Raw genomic sequence first — 24,624 nt, forward strand, 5'->3', positions numbered from 1 at the left:
TCCATTTCCGTTATTGGCTGACTTTGACCATCGCAGGACGGAGAATGCGGTCTTTCAGCTTGTAGCCTTTTTGCAGCTCTTCGACGACTGTATTCGGCTCATAGCCATCTTCGTCCGTCTGCATGACCGCCTGATGCAGATGGGGGTCAAACGGTTTTCCGACCGCCTCAATCGCCTCGACGCCTTCTTTTTTCAAGGCGTCCAAAAGCGAGCGATACACCATCTCCATTCCTTGCAAAATCGATTTTGCCTGCTCGTTTTCCGTCTCTATTTTCAACGCGCGCTCAAAGTTGTCGAGCACCGGAAGCAAATCGCTCGCCAAACTTTGGGCGCGGTATTTTTCAGCCGCTTCCAGCTCTTGGCGCGTCCGGCGGCGGAAGTTTTCAAAATCGGCATACAGACGGAGATAGCGGTGTTCCATCTCAGCCAGCTTCGCTTCCAGCTCCGCTACTTGCGCTTTGGCGGCAGCCAGCTCCTCTGTCTCGGCGCGCTCCTCCCCGGCAGGTTCGGCCCCCGCTGAAGCCTCCGCCGGCTTCCCATCGCCTTGCCCGGCGGCATCGTTTTGCCTAGCGTCGTCCCTTTCGCCTTCCGGTGGCACGCCTGCCTCTTCCGCCGATGCCGGCTGTTCCATCTCCGGCTCGTTGTATGTAGCTTGACCAGCACGTTTGTCCCCTTGTTCCATTGCCTTCACCTCCCCTTCGGGCTCGTCATTCTATGTATCAATGGCCACAAGGAACGGATGGATTGGCGAATCCATCCGTTAACCAATATGGCCATTGTTACTGATTTTGATACCATTTCGTCAGCGCGGCCGACAAATCGGAAGCGACGCGGTTCAGCACCGTGATGACGCGCGAATACTCCATGCGCGTCGGCCCGAGAATCGCGATCGTTCCGAGCGGCTCCTCGCCGACCGAGTATGTCGCCGTAATGAGGCTGCAGTTTTCCATGCCGTGCAATTCATTTTCCCGGCCGATCGACACCTGCACCCCTTTTTGGCTTTGCTTGCGAAGCAGACGGTAAATGTCTTTTTCCTGCTCAATGATGTTCAGAAGCGGGCGCACTTTTTCAATGTCGCTGAATTCCGGCTGATTGAGCATGTTGGCTGTGCCGGCGAAAAACATTTTCTCCTCTTCAGGAAGATCGAGCGTGTCGATCAGCATATTGAGCAGGCTGTCATAATTGCGGATGTGCCGGCGCAGCACATCGGCCACTTCCGTCTTGATTTTTTCTTTTAAATCGATGAGCGGAACGCCGCTGAGCCGCCCGTTCAAAATGTTGACCATCTTTTCAAGGTCGCCGGCGTTGACCGATGGCGGAATCGTCACGACCCGGTTTTCGACATGGCCGGTATCGGTCACAACGATGGCCACAGCCGTCTGCTCGTTGAGCGGAACGATTTGCATTCGCTTCAGTTTGCTTTCTTTAAACGCCGGACCGAGGGCGATCGACGTGTAGTTCGTCAAGTCGGATAAAATTTGCGCCGACTTTTGCATCAGCTTCTCGAGCTCATAGATGCGTTCGGCAAACACGGAGCGGATTTTCTGAATATCGGCTCTTGTCAGCCGCTGCGGCGGCAGCAGATGGTCGACGTAGTACCGATACCCTTTTTCCGACGGCACGCGGCCAGAGGAAATGTGCGTTTTTTCAATGTAGCCGAGCTCTTCCAAATCCGCCATTTCATTGCGAATCGTCGCTGAACTGAACGCAATTTGGTGCTTTTTCGATAACGTCCGCGAACCGACCGGCTGCCCGGAACGAATGAAATCGTCGATAATCACCTGCAAAATCAGCAGTTGGCGGTCCGTTAACACGTTTCTCACCTCTATTAGCACTCGATCAATTCGAGTGCTAAATCTATTACTAGGGTAACAAATCGCCCGGCAAATGTCAATCTTTACATTTCGCCGAGAAAGGCGGCGAACACTTCGTTGCCGAGCAGCTTGCCGCGCTTTGTCAAGCGGACGTGGGTCTCCGTTTCTTCCAAGCGCCCGTTTTCCACTTCGGCGCGGATCGCCTTGCCGAAGATATCGTGCATATCGCGGCCAAACTTTTGCCGGAAGCGAGCTTTCGACACTCCTTCCGTTTTGCGCAACCCTAAAAACATTTCCTCTTCCATTTGCTCTTGAAGCGTCAACCGGTGCACATCGCGGTGCGGCCATTCGCCGTTGTCCACCTTGGCGATGTAATGGCGGACCGGACCGATATTGGCGCGCCGCACCCCGCCGATATAGCTGTGCGCCCCGGCGCCGATGCCGTAATACTCTTCGTTGTTCCAATAAGTGAGGTTGTGACGGCTTTCAAACCCCGGAAACGCGTAATTGCTGATTTCATACTGTTGGTAGCCGCACGCTTCGGTTCGCTCCATCGCCGCTTCGTACATGGCCGCTTCCGCCTCTTCTCCCGGGAGATGGAGTCGGCCCTTGCGCCACTCGTTGTAAAAGATCGTTTTCGGCTCAAGGATAAGCGAATAGGCGGAGAGGTGCGGAACGTGAAGCGAAAACGCGGCGTCCAAATCGGCGAGAAACTGCTCAAGCGTCTGCCCGGGAAGCCCGTACATCAGATCGAGGCTGATGTTGGCAAACCCGGCCTCCCTCGCCCGCTCTACCGCCTGCACGATATCCCCGCGCCGGTGCGTGCGGCCGATCGCTTGCAGAAGCCGGTCATCAAACGTCTGCACCCCAAGGCTCAACCGATTGACCCCGGCTTCGCGGAGAACGGCGAGTTTTTCTTTCGTCAGCCCATCCGGGTTCGCCTCAACCGTAAATTCAGCCGTTTGCGGATCAAACTGAAAATGGCGGTGAATGCTCTCAAGCAAGCGCCCAAGCTGCGCCGGCTCCAGCACCGTCGGCGTGCCGCCGCCGATAAACAGCGTCTCAAGACGGTTGCCGAACTCGGCCGCCGTCCGCGCCATTTCCTTGTCCATCGCCCGCAAATAGTCGTCAATCGGCTGACCGGCAGCAAACACTTTGTTAAAATCGCAATAATGGCAAATATGGGCGCAAAACGGAATGTGAAAATATGCTGATGTTGCCATCGTCATCCTCCCTTCGGCTGCAGCCGGACTGCCGTCCCTCATCTTCCCGTCAGCGTCGCATGGCGATAAACAAACAAGGCCATCCCCGAAGGAGACAGCCTTGCCCGTCATTTTTTCTGGTCGTCGATTTTCAAGACAGCCATAAACGCTTCTTGCGGCACTTCGACCGAGCCGATTTGTTTCATCCGTTTTTTTCCTTCCTTTTGCTTCTCGAGCAGCTTCCGCTTCCGTGACACGTCGCCGCCGTAACATTTGGCGAGCACGTTTTTGCGCAGCGCCTTGATCGTCGAGCGGGCGATGATTTTGTTGCCGATGGCGGCTTGCACCGGCACCTCAAACTGCTGGCGCGGAATTAAGTCTTTCAGTTTTTCCACGATCACTTTGCCGCGTTCGTACGCCGCCTCGCGATGGACGATAAACGACAAAGCGTCAATTTTTTCGCCATTCAACAAAATGTCCATTTTGACAAGATTGGACGGCCGATAGCCGATCAACTCATAGTCGAATGACGCGTACCCTTTCGTGTTCGACTTTAAGGCGTCAAAAAAGTCGTACACGATTTCCGACAGCGGAATGTCATAAATCAGCATGACCCGCTTTTCGTCCAAATATTGCATATCAACGAACGTGCCGCGCTTTCCTTGGCACAGCTCCATGACCGGCCCGACGTAGTCGTTCGGCACCATGATCGTCGCCTTCACATACGGCTCTTCGATGCGGTCGATTTTCTGTGGATCCGGCATGTTCGTCGGATTGTCGACCGAAACTTCGGTGCCATCGGTCAAATGAACTTTGTAGACGACGCTCGGAGCCGTCGTAATTAAGTCGATATGAAACTCGCGCTCAATCCGCTCTTGAATGATTTCCATATGCAGCAAGCCGAGAAACCCACAGCGGAAGCCGAACCCAAGCGCCTGCGACGTTTCCGGCTCAAAGTGGAGCGCCGCATCGTTCAATTGCAGCTTCTCGAGCGCCTCGCGCAAGTCATTGTAGCGCGCCGTATCGATCGGATACATGCCGCAAAACACCATCGGGTTGAGCTTCCGGTAGCCGGGGAGCGGCTCGGCGGCCGGCCGTTCGGCGTCGGTGATCGTATCGCCGACACGCGTATCTTTGACATTTTTAATGGACGCTGTCAAATAGCCGACATCGCCGACCGTGAGCTCGTCGACGATTTTTTGTTTCGGCGTAAAGACGCCGACTTCGGTCACTTCAAATTCTTTGCCGGTCGACATCATTTTAATGCGCTGGCCCGGCTTCACCGTCCCGTCAACAATGCGGACATACGCGACAACGCCGCGGTACGGGTCGTAAAGCGAGTCGAAAATGAGCGCTTTCAGCGGCGCGTCTGGATCGCCCGACGGAGCGGGAATTTTCTCCACGATTTGTTCCAAGATTTCTTCAATGCCGATGCCGACTTTCGCTGAAGCGAGCACGGCTTCAGACGCATCGAGGCCGATGACGTCCTCGATTTCTTGGCGGACGCGCTCCGGTTCGGCGCTTGGCAAATCAATTTTGTTAATAACAGGAAAAATTTCCAAGTTGTTATCGATCGCTAAATACACATTTGCAAGCGTCTGCGCTTCGATGCCTTGCGCCGCATCGACGACCAAAATCGCTCCCTCGCAGGCGGCCAAGCTGCGCGACACTTCGTACGTAAAATCGACATGGCCCGGCGTATCGATCAAATGGAAAATATACTCCTCGCCATTTTTCGCTTTGTATGTCAACTGGACCGCATTCAATTTGATCGTAATGCCGCGCTCGCGCTCAAGATCCATCATGTCCAACGTCTGCTCGCGCAACTCGCGCTCCGACAGCGCGCCTGTTTTTTCCAAAATGCGGTCCGCAAGCGTCGATTTTCCGTGGTCAATGTGAGCGATAATGGAAAAGTTGCGAATCCGTTCCTGCCGTTTCAACCGTTCTTCCCGGTTCATCGTCTCTCACTCCTGCTTTTTCGCAAAACTACACTAGCTTTGATTATAGCAACAGAGGAGAGAAGATTCAATGACAAACAAAAAAGCCGCCCATACGAGGCGGTAAATCGTCTGCCGGCGCCGCGCCGAAAGCGGCGGACCGATTTAGTCGACGGCCCGCCCAGCGAATGACAGCAACGTTTCCACAAGCGCGGTTGCGCCATCGGCCAGCCGCCGGCCGAGTTCAGAAAAGAGGTTGAACGTTTTCAGTTCCCGAACCACTTCTTGTTTTTTCTGCAAATCGCCCGCCGCCACTGTCTGCCCGAACACGGCTGCCTCAATCTCCCCGTTTCCGTTTTTCTCGAGATCAATGACGGCGGGAAGCGACGGATCCGCATAGCCGCGCATCTTCTCAATACCGCGGTGCGCCTGCTGCATGCCGAGCAGCACGCCAAAAAACAAGAGGAAAAGCGCTGCGCTAAACCGGATGAACCATCTTGCCATATGCGATGCCCCTTTTTACTTTTTCTCCGCCGGAGCCGGCGCCTCGACTTTTTCCGCCTGCCAATAATACTCGCTGAACACATCGGCAAAGGCCGTAGCCGAACGGAACAGCTCGGCGAACGTATTGTCGACGCCGCCAAACTCCACTAAAATGGCGTTCCCGGATAAATCTTGGTTAAATTTCCCATTGGTTCCTGCTCCTTGCTTCTTAATGACCCCGCGGCTCAACCCCGGGTATTTCTTCTGCAGCAAATGGTGCAGCTCGGTCGCCAGCTGCAAGTTTTTTTCGTATTCCGCGTTCTCACCGCCGATGATAAACGCCACGCGCGCGTAATCAACACCGTTGATCGTCGTGGTCGTATACTTCCGGCGACGCGCATCGCGGTGAATGTCAATAAAATATTGCAAGTCACGGTTTTGCTTCATCGCTGCCACGACCGTCTGCCGCGACATGTTATACGCCTGTGTGTATGGCATTCCTTTTTTCAACAGCTCCGCTTCGATGTCGGTTTTGTTCACTTGCGCGCCGATGCCCCTCTTCTCCAATTCTTCCATCAATTTCTCCCCGACTTTGGTCACATTCACGCTCCGATGAAACGCCAAATTTGGATCGGTTACGCCTTTTAAAGCCGGCAAATACGACTCGCGCGTATGTGTATGGTAAATATAGACGACTTTTCGGCCTTGCGTCGTTTGCTTCGGGGGAGGGAGCGCTTTTTCGTCTTGGGTTTGCTCGGCTTGCTCAAGCTCCTCGACCGACGCCTGCCGCTCGGCAAACATCACTTCCAGCGGCGGCGCCGACTCATACGGGATGTTCGTGTAGTCGGTCCCTTCTCCGGCGATTAAAATTTTGCTGTCATACAAGGCAAAGCCCGGTAGCTCGCTGCCGAGCAAGCTGCGCGGATCGTCGGGGTTGATGCTTGTCGCCAAGCGGAACAACAGCGATGAATAGTTCGTCTGTTGCCGCTCTTTTGGAAGCATTTGGAGAAAATACCGGTTTTCGAGCCCAAACAGGCGAATGAACATCTCCTCCGGAAAATGGGCGGCCATATCGTTCAGCGATGATGACGACGGACGGTATTCGGGCCGCAGCGACGTAAGCGCTCCGACGAGCATAAACATCATCATGCATCCAAGGATGATGAGCATAAACAGTTTTTTTAAGCTGGCTCCTGGAACGGCGATCACGACGTTGGGGGAGCGCCATCGTTTCATATTCCCACCCTTTCCCGGCTTGTCTCCTCACTTTAACGTATGGCCAAGCCGGGAAAGATAGAACCGTTTTTTGTCTAGTGGGTGTAAGAGCCGACGTTGCCTTGGTCAACCTGCCAGTGCAGCGCCGCGTTCAAGCCGCCGGCCAGTAAGTTCGCCATATCGCCGATGAACGAATCGACCTCTTTTGGCGTCACCATTAAGTTATGACCGAGCGGGGCGAGCACTTCGTAAATCAGACGCCGCTTTTCTTCATCACCAAGCGTGCCGATCATGCCGAGAAACGTCGACCGTTCGGTTGGCGACGGCATATCTTGCTCCGTCAGCTTCTTTTTGCGCCCGAACGCCCAGCCGGCCGGAGCCAGCGCGCTTGACGGCCGCTGGCTTTCGCGCATTTCGCGGCCGAAATGCTTTAAAATGAAATCGATCGTATCGCTTGTGATCGAAACGGCATCGACGACCGTCGGGACGCCGATCGAGATGACCGGGATGCCGAGCGTCTCGTAACTCAGTTCTTTCCGCTTATTGCCAACGCCCGAGCCGGGGTGGATGCCGGTGTCGGAAATTTGGATCGTCGCGTTGACCCGTTCGATTGAACGGGCGGCCAGCGCATCGATGACGATGACAAAATCCGGCTTCGTTTTCCGGACGACGCCATCAATAATATCGCTCGTCTCAATGCCGGTCGTTCCCATCACCCCTGGAGCGAGGGCGCTCACCGGGCGAAATCCTTCCTCAACACTTTCCGGCTGCAATTGAAACAGATGACGGGTGACAAGCACGTTTTCCACCGTCAGCGGCCCAAGCGCATCCGGCGTGACGTTTTGGTTGCCAAGCCCGACAATTAGGCAGCTCGCTTGCTCGGGAATGCGGAGCCGTTGTAAAAAGGCGCTCAGTTGTTCCGAAAAAATACGCTGCACTTTTTGCTGCAATTCCGTATTTTGTTCACGGATGCCTTGCGCCTCAATCGTCACATAATGGCCCGGCTTTTTGCCGATCGATGCCGCTCCTTGTTCTGTGACGTGTGCGTGCGACAGCTTGACGCCATCGATCTCTTGGTCGCGGATGATGACCCCCTCAATCGGGGAGGCGCCTTCCTTTTTTTGTTGCAAACGCTCCTCGACCGCAATTTCATGCGCCTCGATCGCCAAGTCGGTGCGCACCGAATACATGCGCAAATCGAGCGGCTGCTGTTTCATGTCGTTCCTCCTTGTGCCGTTTTCTTTTATTGTCGCCGCAATGAAACGCCGTCATTCATATTTCGTAAAGGATTTTTGCTTGAACACTCTTGCATAATCAAAACACGTTTGATAGAATAACACTTGTTCTTGTTCAGAGGAAAAATCGGAACGATAACGGAGGTGAACGGACGTGGCGAACATTAGATCGGCGATCAAACGCGCGAAAACGAGCGAAAAACGTCGGGCCCACAACGCCTCGATGAAATCGGCCATGCGCACGGCTATCAAAAAATTTGAAGCGCTCGTTGAATTGAAAGACGTGGAAAAAGCGAAAGAAGCGTTCATTGTCGCGTCGAAAAAATTAGACAAAGCCGCGAGCAAAGGCCTTATCCATAAAAATGCCGCCAGCCGGCAAAAATCGCGCTTAGCGAAAAAATTGAACAGCATTCAAGCTTCCTAATGAAAAACGACCTGGCGCCAGGTCGTTTTTTTGTCCCCTCTTTTTTCTTTGTGACGCCGCCATGCAGGCGAAGCAGACGGCAAAAAAGCCAACGGCGCATGCTTTTTATCGCTGGCTTTTCCGCCCCGGGCGAGCGCCCCAACGCATCAACAACAGCTCAACGGCCAACCGGCGGTCCATGGCTCCGCTTTTTACGTCATAATCAGCGGCGGCCAGCTCGGTGATCGCTTCCGTCAGCTCCGCATCGGAAAAGCGGGCGGCTTGGGCAAGGGCGAGCTTGACGCGGAACGGATGCACGTTGAGGGCCGAAGCGATTTGCGTCTGCCCATAACCTGTTTGGGCGAGCCATTTCACTTGCGCCAACAGGCGGAAATGGCTTGCAAGCAACGCCAAAATTTTGATCGGCTCCTCATTATGTTCAAGCAAATCGTAAAACGTCTGCAATGCTCCCGGGATATCGCGCCTCGCCACTTGTTCGACAAGCGCAAAGACGTTTTCTTCCGGCGTGCGAGCGACAAGCTGCTCGACGGCCGCCTCATCCACTACTCCGCCCGGTCCGGCAAACAAAGCGAGCTTGTCGATTTCGTTCGCCAGCGCGGACAACCGCGTTCCGGCCCGCTGCAAAAGCAGCTCAATGGCTTCCTCGGCCACCGATGCTCCTTGGCTTTCCAACCGGCGGCGCACCCAAGCGCGCAGCTCCGCTTCCTGAAGCGGGGCGGCGGCCACAACTTCGCACTGCTCCTTGGCGAGCTTGGTAATTCTTTTCCGCTCATCGAGCTTGTCATACGGCGCCAAAAAGACGACGATCGAGAACGGCGCCGGCGCCCTGAAATAGTTCTCCAGCTTAGCCAAATCGTGCTCGATCTCTTTGTCCTTTTCCGCCGTAAAAAAATATGGATTCTTCACCAAAATGACGCGCCGCTCGCCGAAAAACGGCACCGTCTCGGCCTCCTCAAGCGCCGCCTCGACCGGCGTTTCCTCGCAGTCGTACACAGCCAAGTTCCACTCGCGCTCCTCGGGGCCAAGCGCTGCGTTCACCAATCGCTCATACGTTTCCGTTAATAAAAACGGCTCATTGCCGTATAATAAATAAAGAAGAGAAAAACGCCGTTTTTCCATGTTTCCCCATACGCGTTCCAGCATGTTCCCGTCTCCATTCCCTAGCAAACGTCTCTGCTAGAAAAGATACACCGTTTTTCGTCATTTTACAAGGGAACCGGCTTCCGAAAAAACCGGTTCCCCTTTATATAAACGCCAGCCTATAAGTCCTAGGACCTTATTGGCCAGCGGGTTATTTTTATGTTTTCCCGGCTGTTTGAAAGTATTTGTGTCAACTGTTGTCAAGGAAGGAAAAGAAGCGAGCGGCGGTAGATTTTTCACACGTTTTCGTCTATACTAAAAATGATTGAACGAGGAGGGGGAAAACGATGAACGTATTTGAAAAGGAAGTGCAAAACCAACGAAATGACGCCGTCGATTCCGCCGTCGGATTCATCGTGTCGTTCGGCTTTTTCGCTACCATGTTCATCATCGCAACGTTGATCGAATTTTTCGGTCGATAAGGATTGCTTACATAAGCAATCCTTATTTTTTGTTTTGGCTGAAACGTTCCGCTTTTTTTGTGCACTACATCTTATGGTTTCATCACCTGAAAGGTTCCACCGTTTTCGCCATACACATAGCGAATAGCTCCGTTTTCATCCGTCCGCCAAACGATCGCCCGCTGTTGCCTAAGCCGCATAAGCACCTCGGAGGACGGATGCCCGTAGCGATTGTAGCGCCCGACGGAAATGATGGCCGCTTGCGGCTTGATTGTCCGCAAAAACGGCTCTGTTGTCGACGTTTTGCTGCCGTGGTGGGCGACTTTCAATACATCGGCACGCAGCGTCGGATAAGCATCGATGAGCGCCTGTTCCGCCTCTTCTTCGATGTCCCCAGCAAACAGCCATATCAAGCCGCCGAGACGGGCGAGCAACACAAGCGAACCGTTGTTGTCCTCGTTGTTGCCTTTTTCTGGGTGGAGCACAATGAACTGCACGCCTCCATCTGTCCATCTTTCTCCCCGCACAGCGGTGCGGACCGGCCCGGAAAACGGGCGCGCCATCTTTTGGACGCGCGGCAGCGCCCCCGGGCTTGTGACCATTTCCTTCACCTTGACCGCTTCGAACACCTCAGGAGCGGACCCGATATGGTCGGCATCATCGTGCGTCAATATGAGCTTATCGATCGTTCGCACCCCTTGCGCTTTTAAAAACGGGACGACGACATCGCGGCCGACGGAAAACGGGTGAGCCCGCCTGCGCCACGATTCCTTTCCCCATTCTGCCGCCCCGCCCGTGTCAATGAGATAAACTGCTTTTCGATAAGGAAGCTCAATATAAATACAGTCCCCCTGCCCAACATCCAATACCGTCACTTCCCCGTGCGGATCCACGTATGGGGCGGCCAGCTGAAGCGCCGTCGCCGCCGCCACCGCTGTCAATCCGCGGATCAGGCGGCCGCGTTCCCAATCCAAAAACGTCGCCGTGATGGCCGTCAGATAGCCAGCTAAGCACCACGGACCCGGACGTCCGAGCACAAGCATAAACGGGTGATCGGCCGCGAAAAAATAGACAACCGCGTCTGTCAGCTCAATGAGACGGCTAAACAGCCAAATGAACGGAGAAAAGGGAAAAACTGCAGATAGAAACGCGAGTGGCAAAATGACAAATGAATACCAAGGGACGAAGAAGACATTCAGCCCTATGCTCCAAACAGAAATTTCATAAAAATGGTAAAGCAAAATCGGCAGTGCGGCAAGCTGAGCGGCGAGCGCGGTCTGAAGCAAGTTTTGGAGCATCGAACGAGCAGAGGCGAGCACCGACACATGGGCAAGAAGAGCAAATGTGACAAGAAACGACAGCTGAAAACCGACATCCCAAACCATATAGGGATCAAAGACGAGCAAGGCAAGCGTTGTCCAACTCAACGCATCCAGCGGATGGATCCTTCCTTTTTTCCACTGAACGGCCAACACCATCATCCCAGTCGCACAAGCGCGCAGCACCGACGGCGAAGCGCCAGCGAGAACGGCGTACACAGGCAAAAACGCCAACAGCCCTGCCAGCACGGCTTCCCTCGTCACGAAGCGAATCGCACCGGCAAAACCAGCGCCAATCAGCAGCGTGACATGCCCTCCTGAAATGGCTAGCAGATGGATGAGACCGAGCTGCTGATACCCTTCAAGGACCGACTCATCAAGGGTGCGCTGCTCCCCATAAATCAGTGCAGCGGCGATGCCAGCCGCTTCCGGCGGAAACCGGGCTTCAATGCGGCGGACGCCAGCCTCGCGAATGGCTTCAAGACGTTCGATGATAGTGGGACGGACGCGCATGCAAGCAGAGAGATCGATCGCCTCAGGGAGAAAGAGCCAATGAATGCGGTGGCGGCGCAAATAAAGTCGGTAATCAAACGCATACGGATTACCAGCTGGCATCGGGCGCTCAAGCGTTCCGGTGACGCGGCATACCGTTCCAGGCACCAGGTGCGCTTGCAGCGTCTCTTTTTCCGCAGCCGTCCGAATGATGTAACGGAGTTGCACCCGCTCCTTGCCAGCTTGCACCGCCGCCTGCAATCGATCACCGTCAATTGCCGGCGCGGCGGAAAAACGAACGGAAAGCGAATGTCGGCCGCCGGAAAGGGAAGTGTTGTTATGATAGTCAACGATGAGAAAATAGGCAAAAAAGGAGAGAGCGGCAACGAGAGAAGGAAGGAAACAGTGCGGCCGGCGGATGAAAAGAAGAAGGAGATACACAACGAGGAGAAGACAGGCGGTTGGGGACGGCGAGGCCGCCGCGACGGCCAAAAGCGCCGCCGCAGCGGGATAGACGGCTTGTCCTTTCATGATTCCCCACCGCCGGAAAGCAAGGCGAACACATCCATTTTCAGCGGCACTTGCACGAGACGGACGCCAGCTTGAGCAAACAGCTCCAAGGCGTACGGGTGGTTTTTGTAGTCTTGGGCGTAATAGACCGCGCGGATGCCGCTTTGAATGATCGCCTTGCAGCAATGCAAGCACGGAAAATGAGTGACATACATCTCCGCCCCCTCGGTCGGGACGCCGAACTTGGCGCATTGCAAAATCGCGTTCATTTCGGCGTGAATCGTCCGCACACAATGACCGTCAATGACGTAGCACCCCTCATCAATGCAATGGGCGCCGCCGGCGATCGACCCGTTGTACCCGCCGGCGATGATGCGCTTATCGCGCACGATCGTCGCTCCGACGGCGAGCCTCGTGCACGTGCTGCGCAGCGCAAGCAAATGGCTTTGCGCCATAAAGTATTGATCCCATGTGATGCGTTCCATTTTCTATCCCTCCGCTCGTGTCCATGCTTTTAGTCTACCCACTGCCTCTTGCCCCCGTCAACGCCGAAAAACGTCCACAGCAGCCTTGATCCGCCATAAATTAAGAAGCATTGCCCTCCCCCGCCTCGCTTACGGAACAAGCAAATACGGCTTCAATTTCTCCAGCGTCTTTTCACCAATTCCAGTCACATTCAACAAATCCTCCACCCGCCGAAACGGCCCGTGTTCTTCACGATAGGCGATGATCGCGTTTGCCTTCGCCGGTCCGATGCCGGGAAGCTGCATCAACTCCTCTTCCGTCGCCGTATTGATGGCCACTTGCATCCCGTTTCGATCCCCATCGCTTGGAGACTTGCTGACGGCATTTGACGCCGGTGCATCCTCGCCTTTTTTCGGCACGTAAATCATCATTTCATCATGCACTTTTGCTGCCAAATTGACTTTCGTTTCATCCGCCTCATCCGTCAATCCGCCAGCTAGGGCGATGGCATCGCGAACGCGAGCGTCCGCCGCCACCTCATACACTCCGGGGTTCGCGACCGCCCCTTTCACATCCACCACAGCGGTTTTTGACGCCTCGTTCTTTTTTTCTTCCGTCCGGGCGGCATCCGTTTCAGCCGCCGCCGGCAAAACGACTTGCCCCTTTTCATCCGTCGGATGATGAAACACCCATAACCCCGCCGCCGCGGCAAACAACAAGAACATCCCGACTTTTCCATACCGTTTGCCAAGCTCCTGCACATGCTCCCACATACGATCCCATCCTTTCCATCTCAAGTCATAAACCGAGCCTTTTTCTCATACATATCAAAAAAGAGATTTCCGGTGAACCAAAACCGGGAGGGGGGACACACATGAACATCGGCGTCATCGGCACGGGGAATATGGGCACCATCTTAATCGAAGCGTTCCTCGACTCCGGCGCTGTGAAAGCGGATCAGCTCGTCATCACGAACCGTACGCTTGCGAAAGCGTTCGCGATACAACGCGCGCATCCCGGCATGGCAGTGGTTGCCGATGCGGCTGAAGTCGTCAAACAATCCAGTTTCGTTTTTTTATGCGTCAAACCGCTCGACATCCACCCATTGTTGCAGCAGCTGGCCCCGCACTGGACAAAGGAGCATTGCCTTGTGTCGATCACAAGCCCGATCAGCGTAAAACAGCTTGAAACAGCCGTCCCTTGCCAAGTCGTGCGCGCCATTCCGAGCATCACAAACCGCGCGCTCTCCGGCAGCATACTCATCACAATCGGATCACGCTGTTCGGCCGACTGCCGGCAAACGATCGATGATCTTCTCCGGCGCATCGCCTCGCCGGTGTATATCGATGAGGCCATCACCCGCGTCGCTTCCGACATCTCCAGCTGCGGTCCGGCGTTTTTCAGCTATTTGCTGCAACGCTTCATCGACGCCGCAGCGGCCAAAACCGCCATCACGAAAGAACAGGCGACGATGCTGGTGACCGACATGATCATCGGCTTCGCGGAATTGATGAAGCAAAACTTGTACACGCTCCCGACGCTGCAGGAAAAAGTGTGCGTCAAAGGCGGAATCACCGGGGAAGGAATCGCCGTCCTCGAACAGCGGCTCGACGGCGTCTTCGAAGAAGTGCTGGCGAAAACACATGAGAAGTTTCAAGAAGATGTGGAAAAGGTGAAGCAACAATTTTCGTGAACATGAATTCGACAGCAAGCGGCAAATTCCTGCTTGGCCTGACCAAATTTGTTTCAATCCTCACCCGGCTTAATAGCCGGGTGCATAATCCTTCTAACTCACACATCTTTTTCAATTTCCCAGCCGTCAATCGCGTCGATCGCAACATTTGGCCATACATTCACCCCCTTCTTTTCCACATGCGCATAAAAAAAAGAGCCATGCGGCTCTTTCCTTCTTTTCATCCTATTTGGCGCAGTGTTCAACCATGTCTCCAATGCTTCGCTGGCAACAGCGCCTTCGTTTTTGTCGATCTCGCCCTCATCGCCTCCTCGCCACAAAAAACCACCGTTCCGCCGTCTCGGTCGGGGGCGCATCGGTGAAATCGGCGGTCACCTCGAGCACCTCAAAGCCAGCGGAATCGAGCCATCGCTCATAGACAGCGCGCTCAAACGTGCGCTGTTCGTGCCATTCGTCATAGCGCTCGTAAAGATCGCCGCGGCGGGCGAAAAACGTCAGTTCGTGCCCGACGCTGTGCGGCCAGTCAAGCGGATGGCACGTCCAAATGTAGCTGAGATCGTCGCCTTGATCGGCGAAGACGGCATTGCGGAACAAGACGTCCATTTTGTAAACCGAGTGGACGTCAAACAGCAGCAGCCCTTCAGGACCGAGCGCGCGGGAGACGGCGGCGAACGTCCGTCTCACGTCCTCTTCATCTGTCAAATAGTTGAGCGCATCGCAAAAAATGAAGGCGCCATCAAGGCCGGAAAATCCGTCCAGCTCCGCCATGTTTTGCTCGAAAAACGGCACGTGGACACCGGCTGCCTCCGCTTTCGCCTGGGCGACGGCGAGCATATGTTCAGAGAGATCCACGCCGGATACTTGCCATCCGGCCTTGGCGAGGCGGATGGCAAGCTCTCCCGTCCCGCAGCCGATGTCGACAACCCGCCGTCCCGGCCGTTTGGCGTATCGGGCGAAAACCCGCTCGACAAATGATTGCCACGCATCATACGGCGCCTCGGCCATGAGCGCATCGTACCAATCGGCGAAACGAGCATAGGTCATGGCTGCAGCACAGCCGCGACGTCTTCCATTGGGGCGTCCCCCCAAAGCCGTTCGAGATTGTAATAGTCGCGCTCGTCTTTCGCAAACACGTGGGCGACGATGTCGCCGAGGTCCACAAGCACCCATTTCGCCTCCTGGAATCCTTCAACCCGCTTCACCGCTAAGCCGTGCTCTTCCGCTTGGTCTTGAATTTCGCGGGCGATGGCCTGCACTTGTTTGTCCGAATTGCCATGGCAAATGACAAAATAATCGGCAACGGGCGAAATGCCTTTCATATTGAGCACGACAATGTTTTCCGCCTTTTTATCATCCGCGGCGCGAACGATAAGCTGCAACGCCTCTTGTTCCGTCACTGTTTTTCTTCCCCCTTCACTTCACGCACGAGTGAATTGTACGCATGAATCGTATCTGGATAAATGAGCTGGCGCTTCTCAAGCAAAAACGCAATCGTATTTTTCACCGCCTGCAACAGCGCGCGATCGAGATCTTCCTCGGCGAGGCGCCTTACTTCCTCAACGCCGGGAAACTTCCTCCCCGGTTCGATATAGTCAGCCAAATAAATAATTTTTTCAAGCAGCGTCATTTCAGCTCTTCCCGATGTATGGTAGCGAATGGCATCCAGCACGTCTGGATCGTCAATGCCGACTTCCGTCTGCACCAAATAGGCGCCGACGGGCGCATGCCACAATTCACTGTTGTACGCAAGCAAGTCGTTGGGCATATTGTGCGCCAAAATGATTTGTTTCATTTCTTCAACCGGGCGGAATTTCGCATAGTCATGGAAAATGGCGGCCAATTCCGCTTTTTTCGCGTCGGCGCCATACTGGTTGGCTAGCTTAACGGCCGTTTCGACAACGCCAAGCGTATGCTCGTAGCGCTGCTCCGTCAACTGTTGTTTCACAATCAGCAACGCCTGTTCTCGCTCCATATAATCCCTTCTCCTCAATATAAAGTCTCACACCTTCCGGCACGAGGTAGCGGATCGTCTGCCCGTTTTGCACCCGCTGGCGGATAAGCGACGAAGAGACGGCAAACTGCGGCACCTCCACCTCGACGACCGGGTATGGCGTTTCCATGGAATAACCGGGGCGCTTCACCCCGACAAACGTCACAAGCTTAATCAGCTCGTCAATGCGGTGCCAGTTCGGCAAATATTCGACCATATCCGCCCCGATAATGAAATAAAACTCATCATCCGGATGCATGGCGACGAGCTGCTGGACCGTATCGTACGTATAGGAAGGCCCCTCCCGTTCAAGCTCGATCGTCTCAACACGAAAGTATGGATGACCGGCCACCGCCAACTCGAGCATGCGGAGCCGATCCTCGCTTTTCGTCACTTGTTCGTGCTGCTTATGGGGAGGAAGGCGGTTGGGCAGAAACCAAATTTGTGACAACTCAAGGGCGTCAAGCACTTCATTCGCCATAATCAAATGGCCGTAATGGGGCGGATCGAACGTTCCGCCGAGAATCCCGATTTTTCCCATCTTCCTTCCCCCCGCCGTTTCATCTTGGCCGCGCCGCTTGTCAGTCAGGCAAAACGATTTGTTTGTGTTCTTTCGACTCTTTGTATAAGACGATCGTATTGCCGATCACTTGCACAAGTTCGGCCCCCGTCCCGGCTGCCAGCTGCTCAGCGACGGTGTAGCGGTCTTCTTCGCAGTTTTGCAACACGCTCACTTTCAACAGTTCGCGCGCCTCCAGCGCTGCGGCAATTTGTTTCGTCATCTCTTCGGTGACGCCGCCTTTGCCGACTTGGAAAATCGGCTTGATATGATGAGCTTGCGCCCGCAAAAACCGTTTTTGTTTTCCCGTCAGCATATGTTACCTCCTTAACGCTTCGATGACAAGCTGTTTCATCCGGTTGACATCCGGCCATTGGCCGGTCCATTTTTCAAACGCTAGCGCTCCCTGGTACACGAGCATGCCGACGCCGTTTTGCACACGAGCGCCGCGTGCTTTCGCTTCCTTCAGCCACTTCGTTTCAAGCGGGTTGTAAATGATATCCGATACGATCGTCCCCGGCTGCAGCCGTTCAAGGGAAAGCGGCTGCGCCTCGACACGCGGATGCATGCCGACAGAAGTGGTATTGATCATAATATCGTATTCGTCAAGCCGCGTTTCCGCCTCGGCGAGTGAAAAATACGCCGAGCGGCCATCCTCCCCTTCGCGCACGAGCTGCTCCGCCTTTTCCGCCGTCCGGTTGGTCATATCGATGCGCTTGGCTGCCGTCGACAGCAACGAAAAGTAAATGCCGCGCGCCCCGCCGCCAGCGCCGATCACCAAAATCCGCTTGCCGTCGAGACTGACGTCCATTTCCTCCTCGAGCGCCTTGACGTAGCCAGGTCCGTCCGTATTATAGCCGACGAGCCGGCCGTTGTCATTGACGATTGTATTTACCGCCCCGATGCGGCGCGCATGTTCGTCCACTTCGTCCAAAAACGGAATAACCGCCATTTTATGTGGAATCGTCACGTTCACGCCAGCGATGCCGAGCGCACGAACACCAGCAAGCGCCGCCCCGACTTGCCCCGGCTCGACGGAAAACAAATGATAGCGCGCCGGAATGCCCAAACAGGCGAATGCATCATTATGCATGAGCGGCGACAGCGAGTGCTCGACGGGAAACCCAATCAACCCGTATACCTTTTCCACGTTTCTCCCCCTCCCGCTTTCCATTAAATCAACGATTGACGGATAAATACATCGACCCCTTTTGGAGCATGGACGACAAGCTGAGCTCCCGGGTCGTTGCACGTCACCCAGCCGAGTCCGGAAAAGACGATGTCCGTCTTCCGCTCTTTCACCGACAGCGAGCGCGGCACAAGCGGCGGAAATTCAGCGGCATAGCGCTTGCTTGGCGGCGACAGCAACTCGCCAAGCTGATTGGCATAAAGGGAGTCGGCTTTTTCCAACTTTGTCCGATGAACCGTCAACTCATTGGCCATGTAGCAGACGAACGAACGGCGCCCGCCTTTGATGTAATCGAGACGGGCCAAACCGCCGAAAAAGAGCGTCTGCCCTTCGTTGAGCTGATAAACGCGCGGATGGATTTCCCGCTTCGGCGTAATGATTTTCAAATCGCGCGCATCGACAAAGTGCGCCATTTGGTGATGGTTGATGATCCCTGGCGTATCATACAACGTCGCTCCACTCTCAAGCGGAATTTCGATCATATCGAGTGTCGTCCCCGGGAAATATGACGTGGTAATCACATTCCCTTTGCCGGTCGCCTCTTCAATGATGCGATTGATGAACGTCGACTTGCCGACATTCGTGCAGCCGACGACGTAGACATCGCCGCCCTCACGGTAGCGATTGATCGCTTCCATCACCTTCGCCATGCCAATTCCTTTCGCTGCGCTGACAAGGCAGACGTCAACCGGACAGAGCCCCAGCTCTTCCGCCATGCGGCGCATCCAGCGCAGCAGCTTCGGGTATTTGACCGACCGCGGCAATAAATCCGCCTTGTTGCCGACAAGCAAAATCGGGTTGTCAGCCGCAAACCGTGGCAATCCTGGAATAAAGCTTCCGTTAAAGTCAAAAATATCGACGATGTTGACGACAAGCGCCTTCGATTCCCCGATGCGGTGCAACATGCTCAAAAAATCATCATCGTCAAGCGGCACATCTTGCACCTCGTTGTAATGTTTTAGGCGGAAGCAGCGCTGGCAAATCACCTCTTCCGCATCTTTTTCGAGCACGCTTTTTGGCGCATACCCCGCGTTTTTTGGGTTTTCGAACTGAATGGCCGCCCCGCAGCCGATGCAACGCAGTTGTGGCTCCACGATCATTCCTCCCAATAAATCATGCCTTTTTTCCGCATAGCGTTTAAAATTTTCCGTTCCATTTTCCGGTTAACGCGCGTCCATAATCCGTCCGTCTGGGCGACCGGGACGACTAAAATCGTGTTCAGTCCGAGCCGGTTGCCCCCAAGCACATCGGTCAGCAGCTGATCGCCGATGACGACGACTTCCTCTTTGCTCAGCCCCATCATGGCCAGTGCCTGCAAAAATGCGCGCGTCAGCGGTTTGCGCGCTTCAAAGATGAACGGGATGCCAAGCGGTTCGGCAAACGACTGCACGCGTCGTTTATTATTATTCGATACGATCACAACCTTAATGCCCGCCCGCTTGACCGTCTCAAACCAGGCGGCCAGCTCCGGCGTGGCGCTGGGCCGGTCCCATTCAACGAGCGTATTGTCCAGATCGGTGATAATTCCTTTTACCCCTTTTTTCTTCAGATCGTCCGGCTGAATGTCAATGACGCGCTTCACAAATTGGCTTGGCAAAAAATAATGAAGCATATCGCTCACCTGCCTTTGTCTTTGCTTTTCCCATGATAGCGAATTTGGCCGTTCATTTCAAAACAAAGTTTGGCAGCCGACCGGCTGCAGACATGCAGAACAGAAAGTTTTCGACAAATTCCGCGCCCTCCTAGTTTGTGGATAACTGTTATCCACAACATTCACAAAGTGATGATCATGCCTACACTACTTTATAAACAAGTTTTCCACACATTATCCACCACCCCTGTGGATAACAGAACGGTTGTTCTATTTTGCAAATTGTGGTACATTGAAAGTAACCTACCATTATATGTATAAACCCATCATTTCATTCCATTCAAAAGGAGGGCTTCGCCGATGAGACATTTATCGGATGAACTGTTGATCAAGTCGTACTTCAAGGCGAAAGAACTCAACTTAAGCCTGGAATTCATCGAATTGATCGAAAAGGAAATCCAGCGCCGCTCATTGACCCATAAAATCTAGCTGTCGTCGTGAAACGGAGGCCTTCGGGCTTTTTTTTGTTGCCAAAAGCCTTATAGCTCGTGCGCCTCGCGCCAATAGCCGAGCCGTTCGCCGACTTTCACCGGCATCGGCGCAGCAATGCGTGGGTCAGGGGCGAAACTTCCGCGTTCAAACAGCAAGACGACCGTTGAACCGAACGAAAAATACGCCATCTCCTCCCCTTTCACGAGCTGCTCTCCCGTATGGGTCAACTCGATGCTGTTGACGAACATGGCGCCGATTTTCACAATCGCCAAGCGCTTGCCGCCAGCTGTGACCTCGGTGATGAGGCGGTAATTTTTCTCGAGCGGCCGACGCCCATATTTTAAGCCAAGACGGTTGACCGGATATGACTTGCGGCCGATCGCCCACTGCTTTTCGATCACTCCAGATATTGGGCTGTGGATGCGGTGATAATGGCTCGGGCTTAAATACAGAATAAAAAAGAACCCGTTCACATACGGCTTCGCCGCTTCCACGCTACCGAGCATTTCCGCAATGGAATACGGCTTTCCCTTGACGATCATTTCGCAGTTTTCTTGTATCACACCCATGTCTTCAATGACAGCATCGACCGGGCTGACGACCGTATGCTCATCCGCATCGACCGGCCTCACCCCAGCCTTCAGCCGGCGGACGAACAGTTGCTGCAACGTCTTATAATTTTTTAGGCTTTTTTCCATTTCGTCTTGGTTAATATGATAAATTTTTGCATACGATGATATCAATAGCCCGCTGAGACGCGATTTGGCAAACGAAGCGAGCAGCTTTGAAGAAAGCGAGTGGTTGGTCAGCTCAATCAACAAACGGTACAGCCATTTTCGCAAGCACGTTCCCTCCAATTTATGAAACGTCCAGTCGTTACTACCTTCCATATTACCGCCAAAATGAGTATAATGGTAGTAGAATTTTCTTTTGGCGCTTTCTGTTGAAAAAGGAGTGGGGAGAGTTGTTCTTATCGGATTATTTAGATTATACGTTAAAAAAGCTGAAAGCAAACATGGCGAACATTTTGACGATGACGAACTTGTCGCTTGGCGGCTTTTCCGTCTTGACCACGCTGAAAGGGCAGCTTCATATGAGCGTGCTGCTCATTTTTTTAGCAGCGTTTGTCGATCGCTTTGACGGCGCTGTGGCGCGCAAGATGAACATTGAATCCGAACTTGGCAAGCAGCTCGATTCGATGAGCGACATCGTCTCCTTCGGCGTCGCGCCCGCCTTGTTAATGTACGAAGCGCTGTTTTACGAATTCGGCGCGCCGGGGGCAGTGTTCACCATCTTGTATATCGCCTGCGGCGCCTTCCGGCTCGCTCGTTTCAACATTACGGAGAACAACGGCTATTTCGCCGGGCTGCCGATCACGGCTGCCGGAGTGTTGATGACGTTGGGCTATTTGGCCATTCCGTACTTTCCGCCGCAATCGTTTATGTTTTTGGCGCTCATTTTATCGTTTTTAATGGTCGGCACGTTTAAGTTGAAAAAAATATGACGATCGCCGGAGCTGCCCCTTTCCAATTGACCGACGGACTGGGCGGCTTTTTTATGTCCAAAGTCACACCTTTTTCCCTTTTCAACCTTCTCTATTCAGTATATGATAAATATGGTTTCTTCATAAAACAAAGCAGCATGGATCGTTTGCACAAAAAAGCGGGGGGGGGGGGATCAATTTGGATAAAACATCAGTCATCGGCCTCATCCTTGGCGTGATCGCCGTCGGGTTGGGCATGTACTTTAAAGGCGTTTCGCCTGCTGTATTGATCAATCCAGCCGCCATTTTGATCATTCTCGTCGGCACAGCCGCGGCGGTCGTGATCGCCTTTCCGACGCAGGAAATTAAAAAAGTGCCAAAACTTTTCAAAGTCATTTTCACGGAATCAACGACGCCGACGGTCGAACAACTGATTCCGCTGTTCGTCGATTGGGCGAACGTCGCCCGCCGCGAAGGGCTGCTGGCGCTCGAAGCGAAGCTGGATGACATCGAGGATCCGTTTTTGCGCAACGGGCTCAGCATGGCGATCGACGGGCAGACGCAAGAGTTCATCCGCGATGTGATGACGGAAGAAATTGCCGCCATGGAAGAGCGGCACGAGGCGAACGCCGCCATTTTTACACAGGCCGGCACGTATGCGCCGACGCTTGGGGTGTTGGGCGCTGTCATCGGCTTAATCGCTGCGCTCGGGAACATGGAAAATATCGCTGAGCTCGGCAAAGCGATCAGCGCCGCTTTTGTCGCCACGATGCTCGGCATTTTCACCGGCTATGTTCTTTGGCATCCGTTTGCCAACAAACTGCGGCGGAAATCGAAGGAAGAGGCGCGCGTGCGCTACATCATGATTGAAGGGGTGCTGTCCATTTTGGAAGGACAAGCCCCGCGCATGATCGAACAAAAACTTGCGTCCTATTTGCCGGAAAGCGAACGCCATCAGGCGCTGGCGCAAGCGCAAGGGGAAACGGTCAATGGCTAAGAAAAAAAAGCACTCACACGATGACCACATAAACGAATCTTGGTTGATTCCGTACGCCGATTTGCTTACGCTGCTTCTCGCCTTGTTTATCGTTCTGTTTGCCAGCAGCCAGATCAACCAAAAAAAGTTTCAAGAAATCGCCCGCGCCTTCAGCACCGCCTTTGCCGGTGGGACAGGGGTGTTTGATTTTCAAAGCCCCATTGAACCGATCACACCGCCTGCGGAAGACGAAAAAGGGCGGCAGCAAAATCAGCAGCAACAGTCTCAGACTCCTTCTTCGTCTATAAACGAAGGAGAAAAAGAAGAGCTGAAACAAATCCAAGTGAAAATTGACAGCTATATTCATCAAAAACACTTGACAGGGAAATTGCAGACATCGTTGACGGATGAAGGGCTTGCCATCACCATTTTGGATGACATTTTATTCGACTCCGGCAGCGCTGAAGTACGCATGAAAGACCGGCGTCTTGCGGCGGAGATCTCCGCTTTGCTCGTCATGAACCCGCCGCGCAATATCATGATCAGCGGCCATACGGACAACGTGCCGATTCATAATGAGAAATTTGCTTCCAATTGGGAGCTGAGCGTCATGCGCGCCGTCAATTTCATGAAAGTTCTGCTTGAGAACAAGCAACTCGACCCTCGCTACTTCAGCGCCAAAGGATATGGCGAATACAAGCCGATCGCCACGAACACGACCGCCGCCGGCCGGATGAAAAACCGGCGCGTCGAGATTTTAATTTTGCCCCGCATCGACGGAAGCCGTTCACTGGCGCCTGCACAGTAAAAGACCGCCTTGCTGTCCGGCGGTCTTTTGCTTTTCTCCGGGCTCTCCACCCGTTTCATGCCCTGTTCCGTTTCAATGTTCCAATTCATAAAAAAGGAAAAGGCCGACGGCGGGCAACCTGTTCACAGCTTGATCGTCCACTTAATTACCCCGGCCTTGGCAAGCGCCTCGATCAAAATGACAACGACCGGCCCGACAAACAGCCCGATAAAGCCAAGCAGCTGGAAGCCGAGGTAGACGCTGACGAGCGCCGCAAGCGGGGAAATGCCCAAATTGGTGGAAAACACTTTCGGCTCGATGATCCGCCGCACGACAGTGATGACGATAAACAGCACAATCAGCCCGACGCCAAGCGTATTGTCGCCGTTCGCCATGCTGATGATGCCCCACGGAACAAGCACTGAGCCGGTCCCCAAAATCGGCAAAATGTCGACGATGACGATGACGAGCGCCATCAAGGCAGCGTAATCAATGCCGAGCACGAGCAACCCGGCCAGCGCGAGAAAAAACGTCACCAGGCTGAGCAAAAATTGCGCTTTAATAAAGCCGATCCCCGCCTTGCTCAGCTGGGCGATGACCATCCCGAGCCGCTGGCGGGTGCGCTCTGACAAATAGCGGCTGATCGACCGTTTCATTCGCGGCAAGTCGAGCGAAATGAGAAACAATGCGACCAAATAGACTAAAAAGTGAATGAAAAACGCCGGGATGGCGGTGATATAATGAACGAGCGACTGCGTCAAATTCGTCGCAAACGACAGCAGCATCTGTTGCACCGTGCGCACGCCGCGCTCGAGCGAATCAATGATTTCCTGGGGGATCGAACTTGAATACAACCGCCACGTTTCGATGAGGCGGTTGAACACTTTTGTCGCCTCGCTCAGCACGTACGGAAGGTTTTGCGAGAGCGCCATCACTTGCTGAACCAAAATGACAACTAAAAAATAAAGCGAAAACCCAAGGATTACCAAAAAGAGTGAAAAAATCGCCGTTACGGCGTGCGCGCGCTTCAGCCGATACTGGTCTTGCAGGCGGCGGATAGGCGGCTCCAACAAGAGGGCGGTGGCAAGCGCCAGCAGGAGCGGCACGCTGTACGGCAGCAGCCATAAACAGATCGCCGACAAAAGCGCAATGATGATCCAACGTTTCACATGCGTCCCTCATTTAATCAAGATTTGTCAAAATGATGTTCCACTATAAATATAGCGA

28 protein-coding genes are annotated in these 24,624 nt (G+C 54.0%); 7 read left to right on the plus strand and 21 right to left on the minus strand.

The features are described from left to right. Positions 1–10 precede the first annotated feature (10 nt). From grpE to gpr, 7 genes are all read right to left on the minus strand, one after another. Positions 11–682: a nucleotide exchange factor GrpE gene (grpE, locus tag QSJ10_RS10575; RefSeq protein WP_033014705.1), complete on the minus strand. Its 672-nt coding sequence runs from the start codon at positions 680–682 to the stop codon at positions 11–13. Between the two features lie 97 nt (positions 683–779). Further along, positions 780–1,814 (minus strand): heat-inducible transcriptional repressor HrcA, encoded by a 1,035-nt coding sequence (gene hrcA / locus QSJ10_RS10580; RefSeq protein ID WP_047818719.1) that lies wholly within the window; start codon positions 1,812–1,814, stop codon positions 780–782. Between the two features lie 83 nt (positions 1,815–1,897). After that, the gene (hemW, locus tag QSJ10_RS10585) at positions 1,898–3,037 is read right to left on the minus strand and encodes a radical SAM family heme chaperone HemW (RefSeq protein ID WP_033009628.1); all 1,140 of its coding nucleotides are present in this window, start codon (positions 3,035–3,037) and stop codon (positions 1,898–1,900) included. Positions 3,038–3,144: 107 nt separating this feature from the next. Then, positions 3,145–4,974 (minus strand): translation elongation factor 4, encoded by a 1,830-nt coding sequence (lepA, locus tag QSJ10_RS10590; protein ID WP_053532202.1) that lies wholly within the window; start codon positions 4,972–4,974, stop codon positions 3,145–3,147. Between the two features lie 144 nt (positions 4,975–5,118). Beyond that, complete coding sequence (locus QSJ10_RS10595; protein WP_033009625.1) at positions 5,119–5,457, minus strand: DUF3679 domain-containing protein; 339 nt, start codon at positions 5,455–5,457, stop codon at positions 5,119–5,121. A gap of 15 nt (positions 5,458–5,472) precedes the next feature. After that, the gene (gene spoIIP, locus QSJ10_RS10600; RefSeq protein WP_053532203.1) at positions 5,473–6,672 is read right to left on the minus strand and encodes a stage II sporulation protein P; all 1,200 of its coding nucleotides are present in this window, start codon (positions 6,670–6,672) and stop codon (positions 5,473–5,475) included. A gap of 74 nt (positions 6,673–6,746) precedes the next feature. Then, complete coding sequence (gpr, locus tag QSJ10_RS10605) at positions 6,747–7,868, minus strand: GPR endopeptidase (protein WP_053532204.1); 1,122 nt, start codon at positions 7,866–7,868, stop codon at positions 6,747–6,749. 172 nt (positions 7,869–8,040) lie between these two features. On the opposite strand from gpr, the gene rpsT reads away from it, so the two are divergent. After that, the gene (gene rpsT, locus QSJ10_RS10610; RefSeq protein WP_033014711.1) at positions 8,041–8,310 is read left to right on the plus strand and encodes a 30S ribosomal protein S20; all 270 of its coding nucleotides are present in this window, start codon (positions 8,041–8,043) and stop codon (positions 8,308–8,310) included. Positions 8,311–8,415: 105 nt separating this feature from the next. Here the strand turns inward: rpsT and holA are convergent, their stop codons facing one another. Further along, positions 8,416–9,453: a DNA polymerase III subunit delta gene (gene holA / locus QSJ10_RS10615; RefSeq protein WP_049626360.1), complete on the minus strand. Its 1,038-nt coding sequence runs from the start codon at positions 9,451–9,453 to the stop codon at positions 8,416–8,418. 284 nt (positions 9,454–9,737) lie between these two features. On the opposite strand from holA, the gene QSJ10_RS10620 reads away from it, so the two are divergent. Then, entirely contained in the window at positions 9,738–9,872 is a 135-nt protein-coding gene (locus QSJ10_RS10620) for a YqzM family protein (protein WP_033014714.1), read from the plus strand. Between the two features lie 71 nt (positions 9,873–9,943). On the opposite strand, the gene QSJ10_RS10625 is transcribed toward QSJ10_RS10620, so the two are convergent. The 3 genes from QSJ10_RS10625 to QSJ10_RS10635 form a co-directional block, all read right to left on the minus strand. Beyond that, a complete protein-coding gene (locus QSJ10_RS10625; RefSeq protein ID WP_053532205.1) occupies positions 9,944–12,193 on the minus strand; it encodes a DNA internalization-related competence protein ComEC/Rec2 in 2,250 nt (749 codons plus the stop codon). Beyond that, complete coding sequence (locus tag QSJ10_RS10630; protein ID WP_033009609.1) at positions 12,190–12,657, minus strand: ComE operon protein 2; 468 nt, start codon at positions 12,655–12,657, stop codon at positions 12,190–12,192. The genes QSJ10_RS10625 and QSJ10_RS10630 overlap by 4 nt, the downstream gene beginning before the upstream one ends. A gap of 129 nt (positions 12,658–12,786) precedes the next feature. Next, a complete protein-coding gene (locus QSJ10_RS10635) occupies positions 12,787–13,410 on the minus strand; it encodes a helix-hairpin-helix domain-containing protein (protein WP_033014716.1) in 624 nt (207 codons plus the stop codon). Between the two features lie 101 nt (positions 13,411–13,511). Between QSJ10_RS10635 and comER the strand changes: the two genes are divergently transcribed. Continuing rightward, positions 13,512–14,330 (plus strand): late competence protein ComER, encoded by an 819-nt coding sequence (comER, locus tag QSJ10_RS10640; RefSeq protein ID WP_033014718.1) that lies wholly within the window; start codon positions 13,512–13,514, stop codon positions 14,328–14,330. Between the two features lie 300 nt (positions 14,331–14,630). Here comER and QSJ10_RS10645 read toward each other — a convergent pair whose 3' ends face one another. From QSJ10_RS10645 to QSJ10_RS10680, 8 genes are read right to left on the minus strand one after another with little or no spacing between them, the layout of a single operon-like run. Beyond that, positions 14,631–15,374 carry a class I SAM-dependent DNA methyltransferase gene (locus tag QSJ10_RS10645; RefSeq protein WP_033014721.1) on the minus strand — a complete coding sequence of 248 codons (744 nt, stop codon included), beginning with the start codon at positions 15,372–15,374 and terminating at the stop codon, positions 14,631–14,633. Next, positions 15,371–15,727: a ribosome silencing factor gene (gene rsfS / locus QSJ10_RS10650; protein WP_033014722.1), complete on the minus strand. Its 357-nt coding sequence runs from the start codon at positions 15,725–15,727 to the stop codon at positions 15,371–15,373. Before rsfS ends, QSJ10_RS10645 begins: the two co-directional genes overlap by 4 nt. Next, a complete protein-coding gene (yqeK, locus tag QSJ10_RS10655; RefSeq protein WP_049624295.1) occupies positions 15,724–16,302 on the minus strand; it encodes a bis(5'-nucleosyl)-tetraphosphatase (symmetrical) YqeK in 579 nt (192 codons plus the stop codon). The genes rsfS and yqeK overlap by 4 nt, the downstream gene beginning before the upstream one ends. Continuing rightward, positions 16,211–16,861 carry a nicotinate-nucleotide adenylyltransferase gene (locus tag QSJ10_RS10660; protein ID WP_053532206.1) on the minus strand — a complete coding sequence of 217 codons (651 nt, stop codon included), beginning with the start codon at positions 16,859–16,861 and terminating at the stop codon, positions 16,211–16,213. Before QSJ10_RS10660 ends, yqeK begins: the two co-directional genes overlap by 92 nt. A gap of 40 nt (positions 16,862–16,901) precedes the next feature. Then, on the minus strand, positions 16,902–17,195 hold the full coding sequence (gene yhbY / locus QSJ10_RS10665; protein ID WP_033014727.1) for a ribosome assembly RNA-binding protein YhbY: 294 nt from the start codon (positions 17,193–17,195) through the stop codon (positions 16,902–16,904). A gap of 3 nt (positions 17,196–17,198) precedes the next feature. Beyond that, on the minus strand, positions 17,199–18,029 hold the full coding sequence (gene aroE / locus QSJ10_RS10670) for a shikimate dehydrogenase (RefSeq protein WP_033014729.1): 831 nt from the start codon (positions 18,027–18,029) through the stop codon (positions 17,199–17,201). A gap of 23 nt (positions 18,030–18,052) precedes the next feature. Beyond that, complete coding sequence (gene yqeH, locus QSJ10_RS10675) at positions 18,053–19,162, minus strand: ribosome biogenesis GTPase YqeH (RefSeq protein WP_033014730.1); 1,110 nt, start codon at positions 19,160–19,162, stop codon at positions 18,053–18,055. Positions 19,163–19,164: 2 nt separating this feature from the next. After that, positions 19,165–19,680 (minus strand): YqeG family HAD IIIA-type phosphatase, encoded by a 516-nt coding sequence (locus tag QSJ10_RS10680; protein WP_053532207.1) that lies wholly within the window; start codon positions 19,678–19,680, stop codon positions 19,165–19,167. A gap of 339 nt (positions 19,681–20,019) precedes the next feature. Between QSJ10_RS10680 and QSJ10_RS10685 the strand changes: the two genes are divergently transcribed. Next, a complete protein-coding gene (locus QSJ10_RS10685; RefSeq protein ID WP_053532208.1) occupies positions 20,020–20,148 on the plus strand; it encodes a sporulation histidine kinase inhibitor Sda in 129 nt (42 codons plus the stop codon). Positions 20,149–20,198: 50 nt separating this feature from the next. Here the strand turns inward: QSJ10_RS10685 and QSJ10_RS10690 are convergent, their stop codons facing one another. After that, positions 20,199–20,993: a phosphatidylserine decarboxylase gene (locus tag QSJ10_RS10690; protein WP_053532209.1), complete on the minus strand. Its 795-nt coding sequence runs from the start codon at positions 20,991–20,993 to the stop codon at positions 20,199–20,201. 122 nt (positions 20,994–21,115) lie between these two features. Here QSJ10_RS10690 and pssA point away from each other — a divergent pair, with 122 nt between their 5' ends. The 3 genes from pssA (at position 21,116) to motB (ending at position 23,418) form a co-directional block, all read left to right on the plus strand. Next, positions 21,116–21,655, plus strand: coding sequence for a CDP-diacylglycerol--serine O-phosphatidyltransferase (gene pssA / locus QSJ10_RS10695; protein ID WP_053532210.1), 540 nt, complete (start codon positions 21,116–21,118; stop codon positions 21,653–21,655). Between the two features lie 178 nt (positions 21,656–21,833). Beyond that, entirely contained in the window at positions 21,834–22,631 is a 798-nt protein-coding gene (motA, locus tag QSJ10_RS10700) for a flagellar motor stator protein MotA (protein WP_033014738.1), read from the plus strand. After that, a complete protein-coding gene (gene motB / locus QSJ10_RS10705) occupies positions 22,624–23,418 on the plus strand; it encodes a flagellar motor protein MotB (protein WP_053532211.1) in 795 nt (264 codons plus the stop codon). The genes motA and motB overlap by 8 nt, the downstream gene beginning before the upstream one ends. 122 nt (positions 23,419–23,540) lie before the next feature. Here the strand turns inward: motB and ytvI are convergent, their stop codons facing one another. Beyond that, on the minus strand, positions 23,541–24,566 hold the full coding sequence (gene ytvI / locus QSJ10_RS10710) for a sporulation integral membrane protein YtvI (RefSeq protein WP_053532212.1): 1,026 nt from the start codon (positions 24,564–24,566) through the stop codon (positions 23,541–23,543). Between the last annotated feature and the right edge of the window lie 58 nt (positions 24,567–24,624).

This window comes from Geobacillus stearothermophilus ATCC 12980 (genome assembly GCF_030369615.1).
Classification (GTDB): domain Bacteria; phylum Bacillota; class Bacilli; order Bacillales; family Anoxybacillaceae; genus Geobacillus; species Geobacillus stearothermophilus.

Bases quoted from the DNA above. Each gene is read 5' to 3' on its own strand.
- grpE (WP_033014705.1), bottom strand. From the start codon at position 682: ATGGAACAAGGGGACAAACGTGCTGGTCAAGCTACATACAACGAGCCG.
- lepA (WP_053532202.1), bottom strand. From the start codon at position 4,974: ATGAACCGGGAAGAACGGTTGAAACGGCAGGAACGGATTCGCAACTTT.
- motB (WP_053532211.1), top strand. From the start codon at position 22,624: ATGGCTAAGAAAAAAAAGCACTCACACGATGACCACATAAACGAATCT.
- comER (WP_033014718.1), top strand. From the start codon at position 13,512: ATGAACATCGGCGTCATCGGCACGGGGAATATGGGCACCATCTTAATC.
- gpr (WP_053532204.1), bottom strand. From the start codon at position 7,868: ATGAAACAGCAGCCGCTCGATTTGCGCATGTATTCGGTGCGCACCGAC.
- QSJ10_RS10630 (WP_033009609.1), bottom strand. From the start codon at position 12,657: ATGGAACGCATCACATGGGATCAATACTTTATGGCGCAAAGCCATTTG.
- QSJ10_RS10635 (WP_033014716.1), bottom strand. From the start codon at position 13,410: ATGTGGGAGCATGTGCAGGAGCTTGGCAAACGGTATGGAAAAGTCGGG.
- QSJ10_RS10645 (WP_033014721.1), bottom strand. From the start codon at position 15,374: ATGACCTATGCTCGTTTCGCCGATTGGTACGATGCGCTCATGGCCGAG.
- QSJ10_RS10680 (WP_053532207.1), bottom strand. From the start codon at position 19,680: ATGCTTCATTATTTTTTGCCAAGCCAATTTGTGAAGCGCGTCATTGAC.
- yqeK (WP_049624295.1), bottom strand. From the start codon at position 16,302: ATGGAGCGAGAACAGGCGTTGCTGATTGTGAAACAACAGTTGACGGAG.
- spoIIP (WP_053532203.1), bottom strand. From the start codon at position 6,672: ATGAAACGATGGCGCTCCCCCAACGTCGTGATCGCCGTTCCAGGAGCC.
- yhbY (WP_033014727.1), bottom strand. From the start codon at position 17,195: ATGCTGACGGGAAAACAAAAACGGTTTTTGCGGGCGCAAGCTCATCAT.
- holA (WP_049626360.1), bottom strand. From the start codon at position 9,453: ATGCTGGAACGCGTATGGGGAAACATGGAAAAACGGCGTTTTTCTCTT.
- QSJ10_RS10660 (WP_053532206.1), bottom strand. From the start codon at position 16,861: ATGGGAAAAATCGGGATTCTCGGCGGAACGTTCGATCCGCCCCATTAC.
- QSJ10_RS10685 (WP_053532208.1), top strand. From the start codon at position 20,020: ATGAGACATTTATCGGATGAACTGTTGATCAAGTCGTACTTCAAGGCG.
- QSJ10_RS10620 (WP_033014714.1), top strand. From the start codon at position 9,738: ATGAACGTATTTGAAAAGGAAGTGCAAAACCAACGAAATGACGCCGTC.
- hemW (WP_033009628.1), bottom strand. From the start codon at position 3,037: ATGGCAACATCAGCATATTTTCACATTCCGTTTTGCGCCCATATTTGC.
- QSJ10_RS10595 (WP_033009625.1), bottom strand. From the start codon at position 5,457: ATGGCAAGATGGTTCATCCGGTTTAGCGCAGCGCTTTTCCTCTTGTTT.
- QSJ10_RS10625 (WP_053532205.1), bottom strand. From the start codon at position 12,193: ATGAAAGGACAAGCCGTCTATCCCGCTGCGGCGGCGCTTTTGGCCGTC.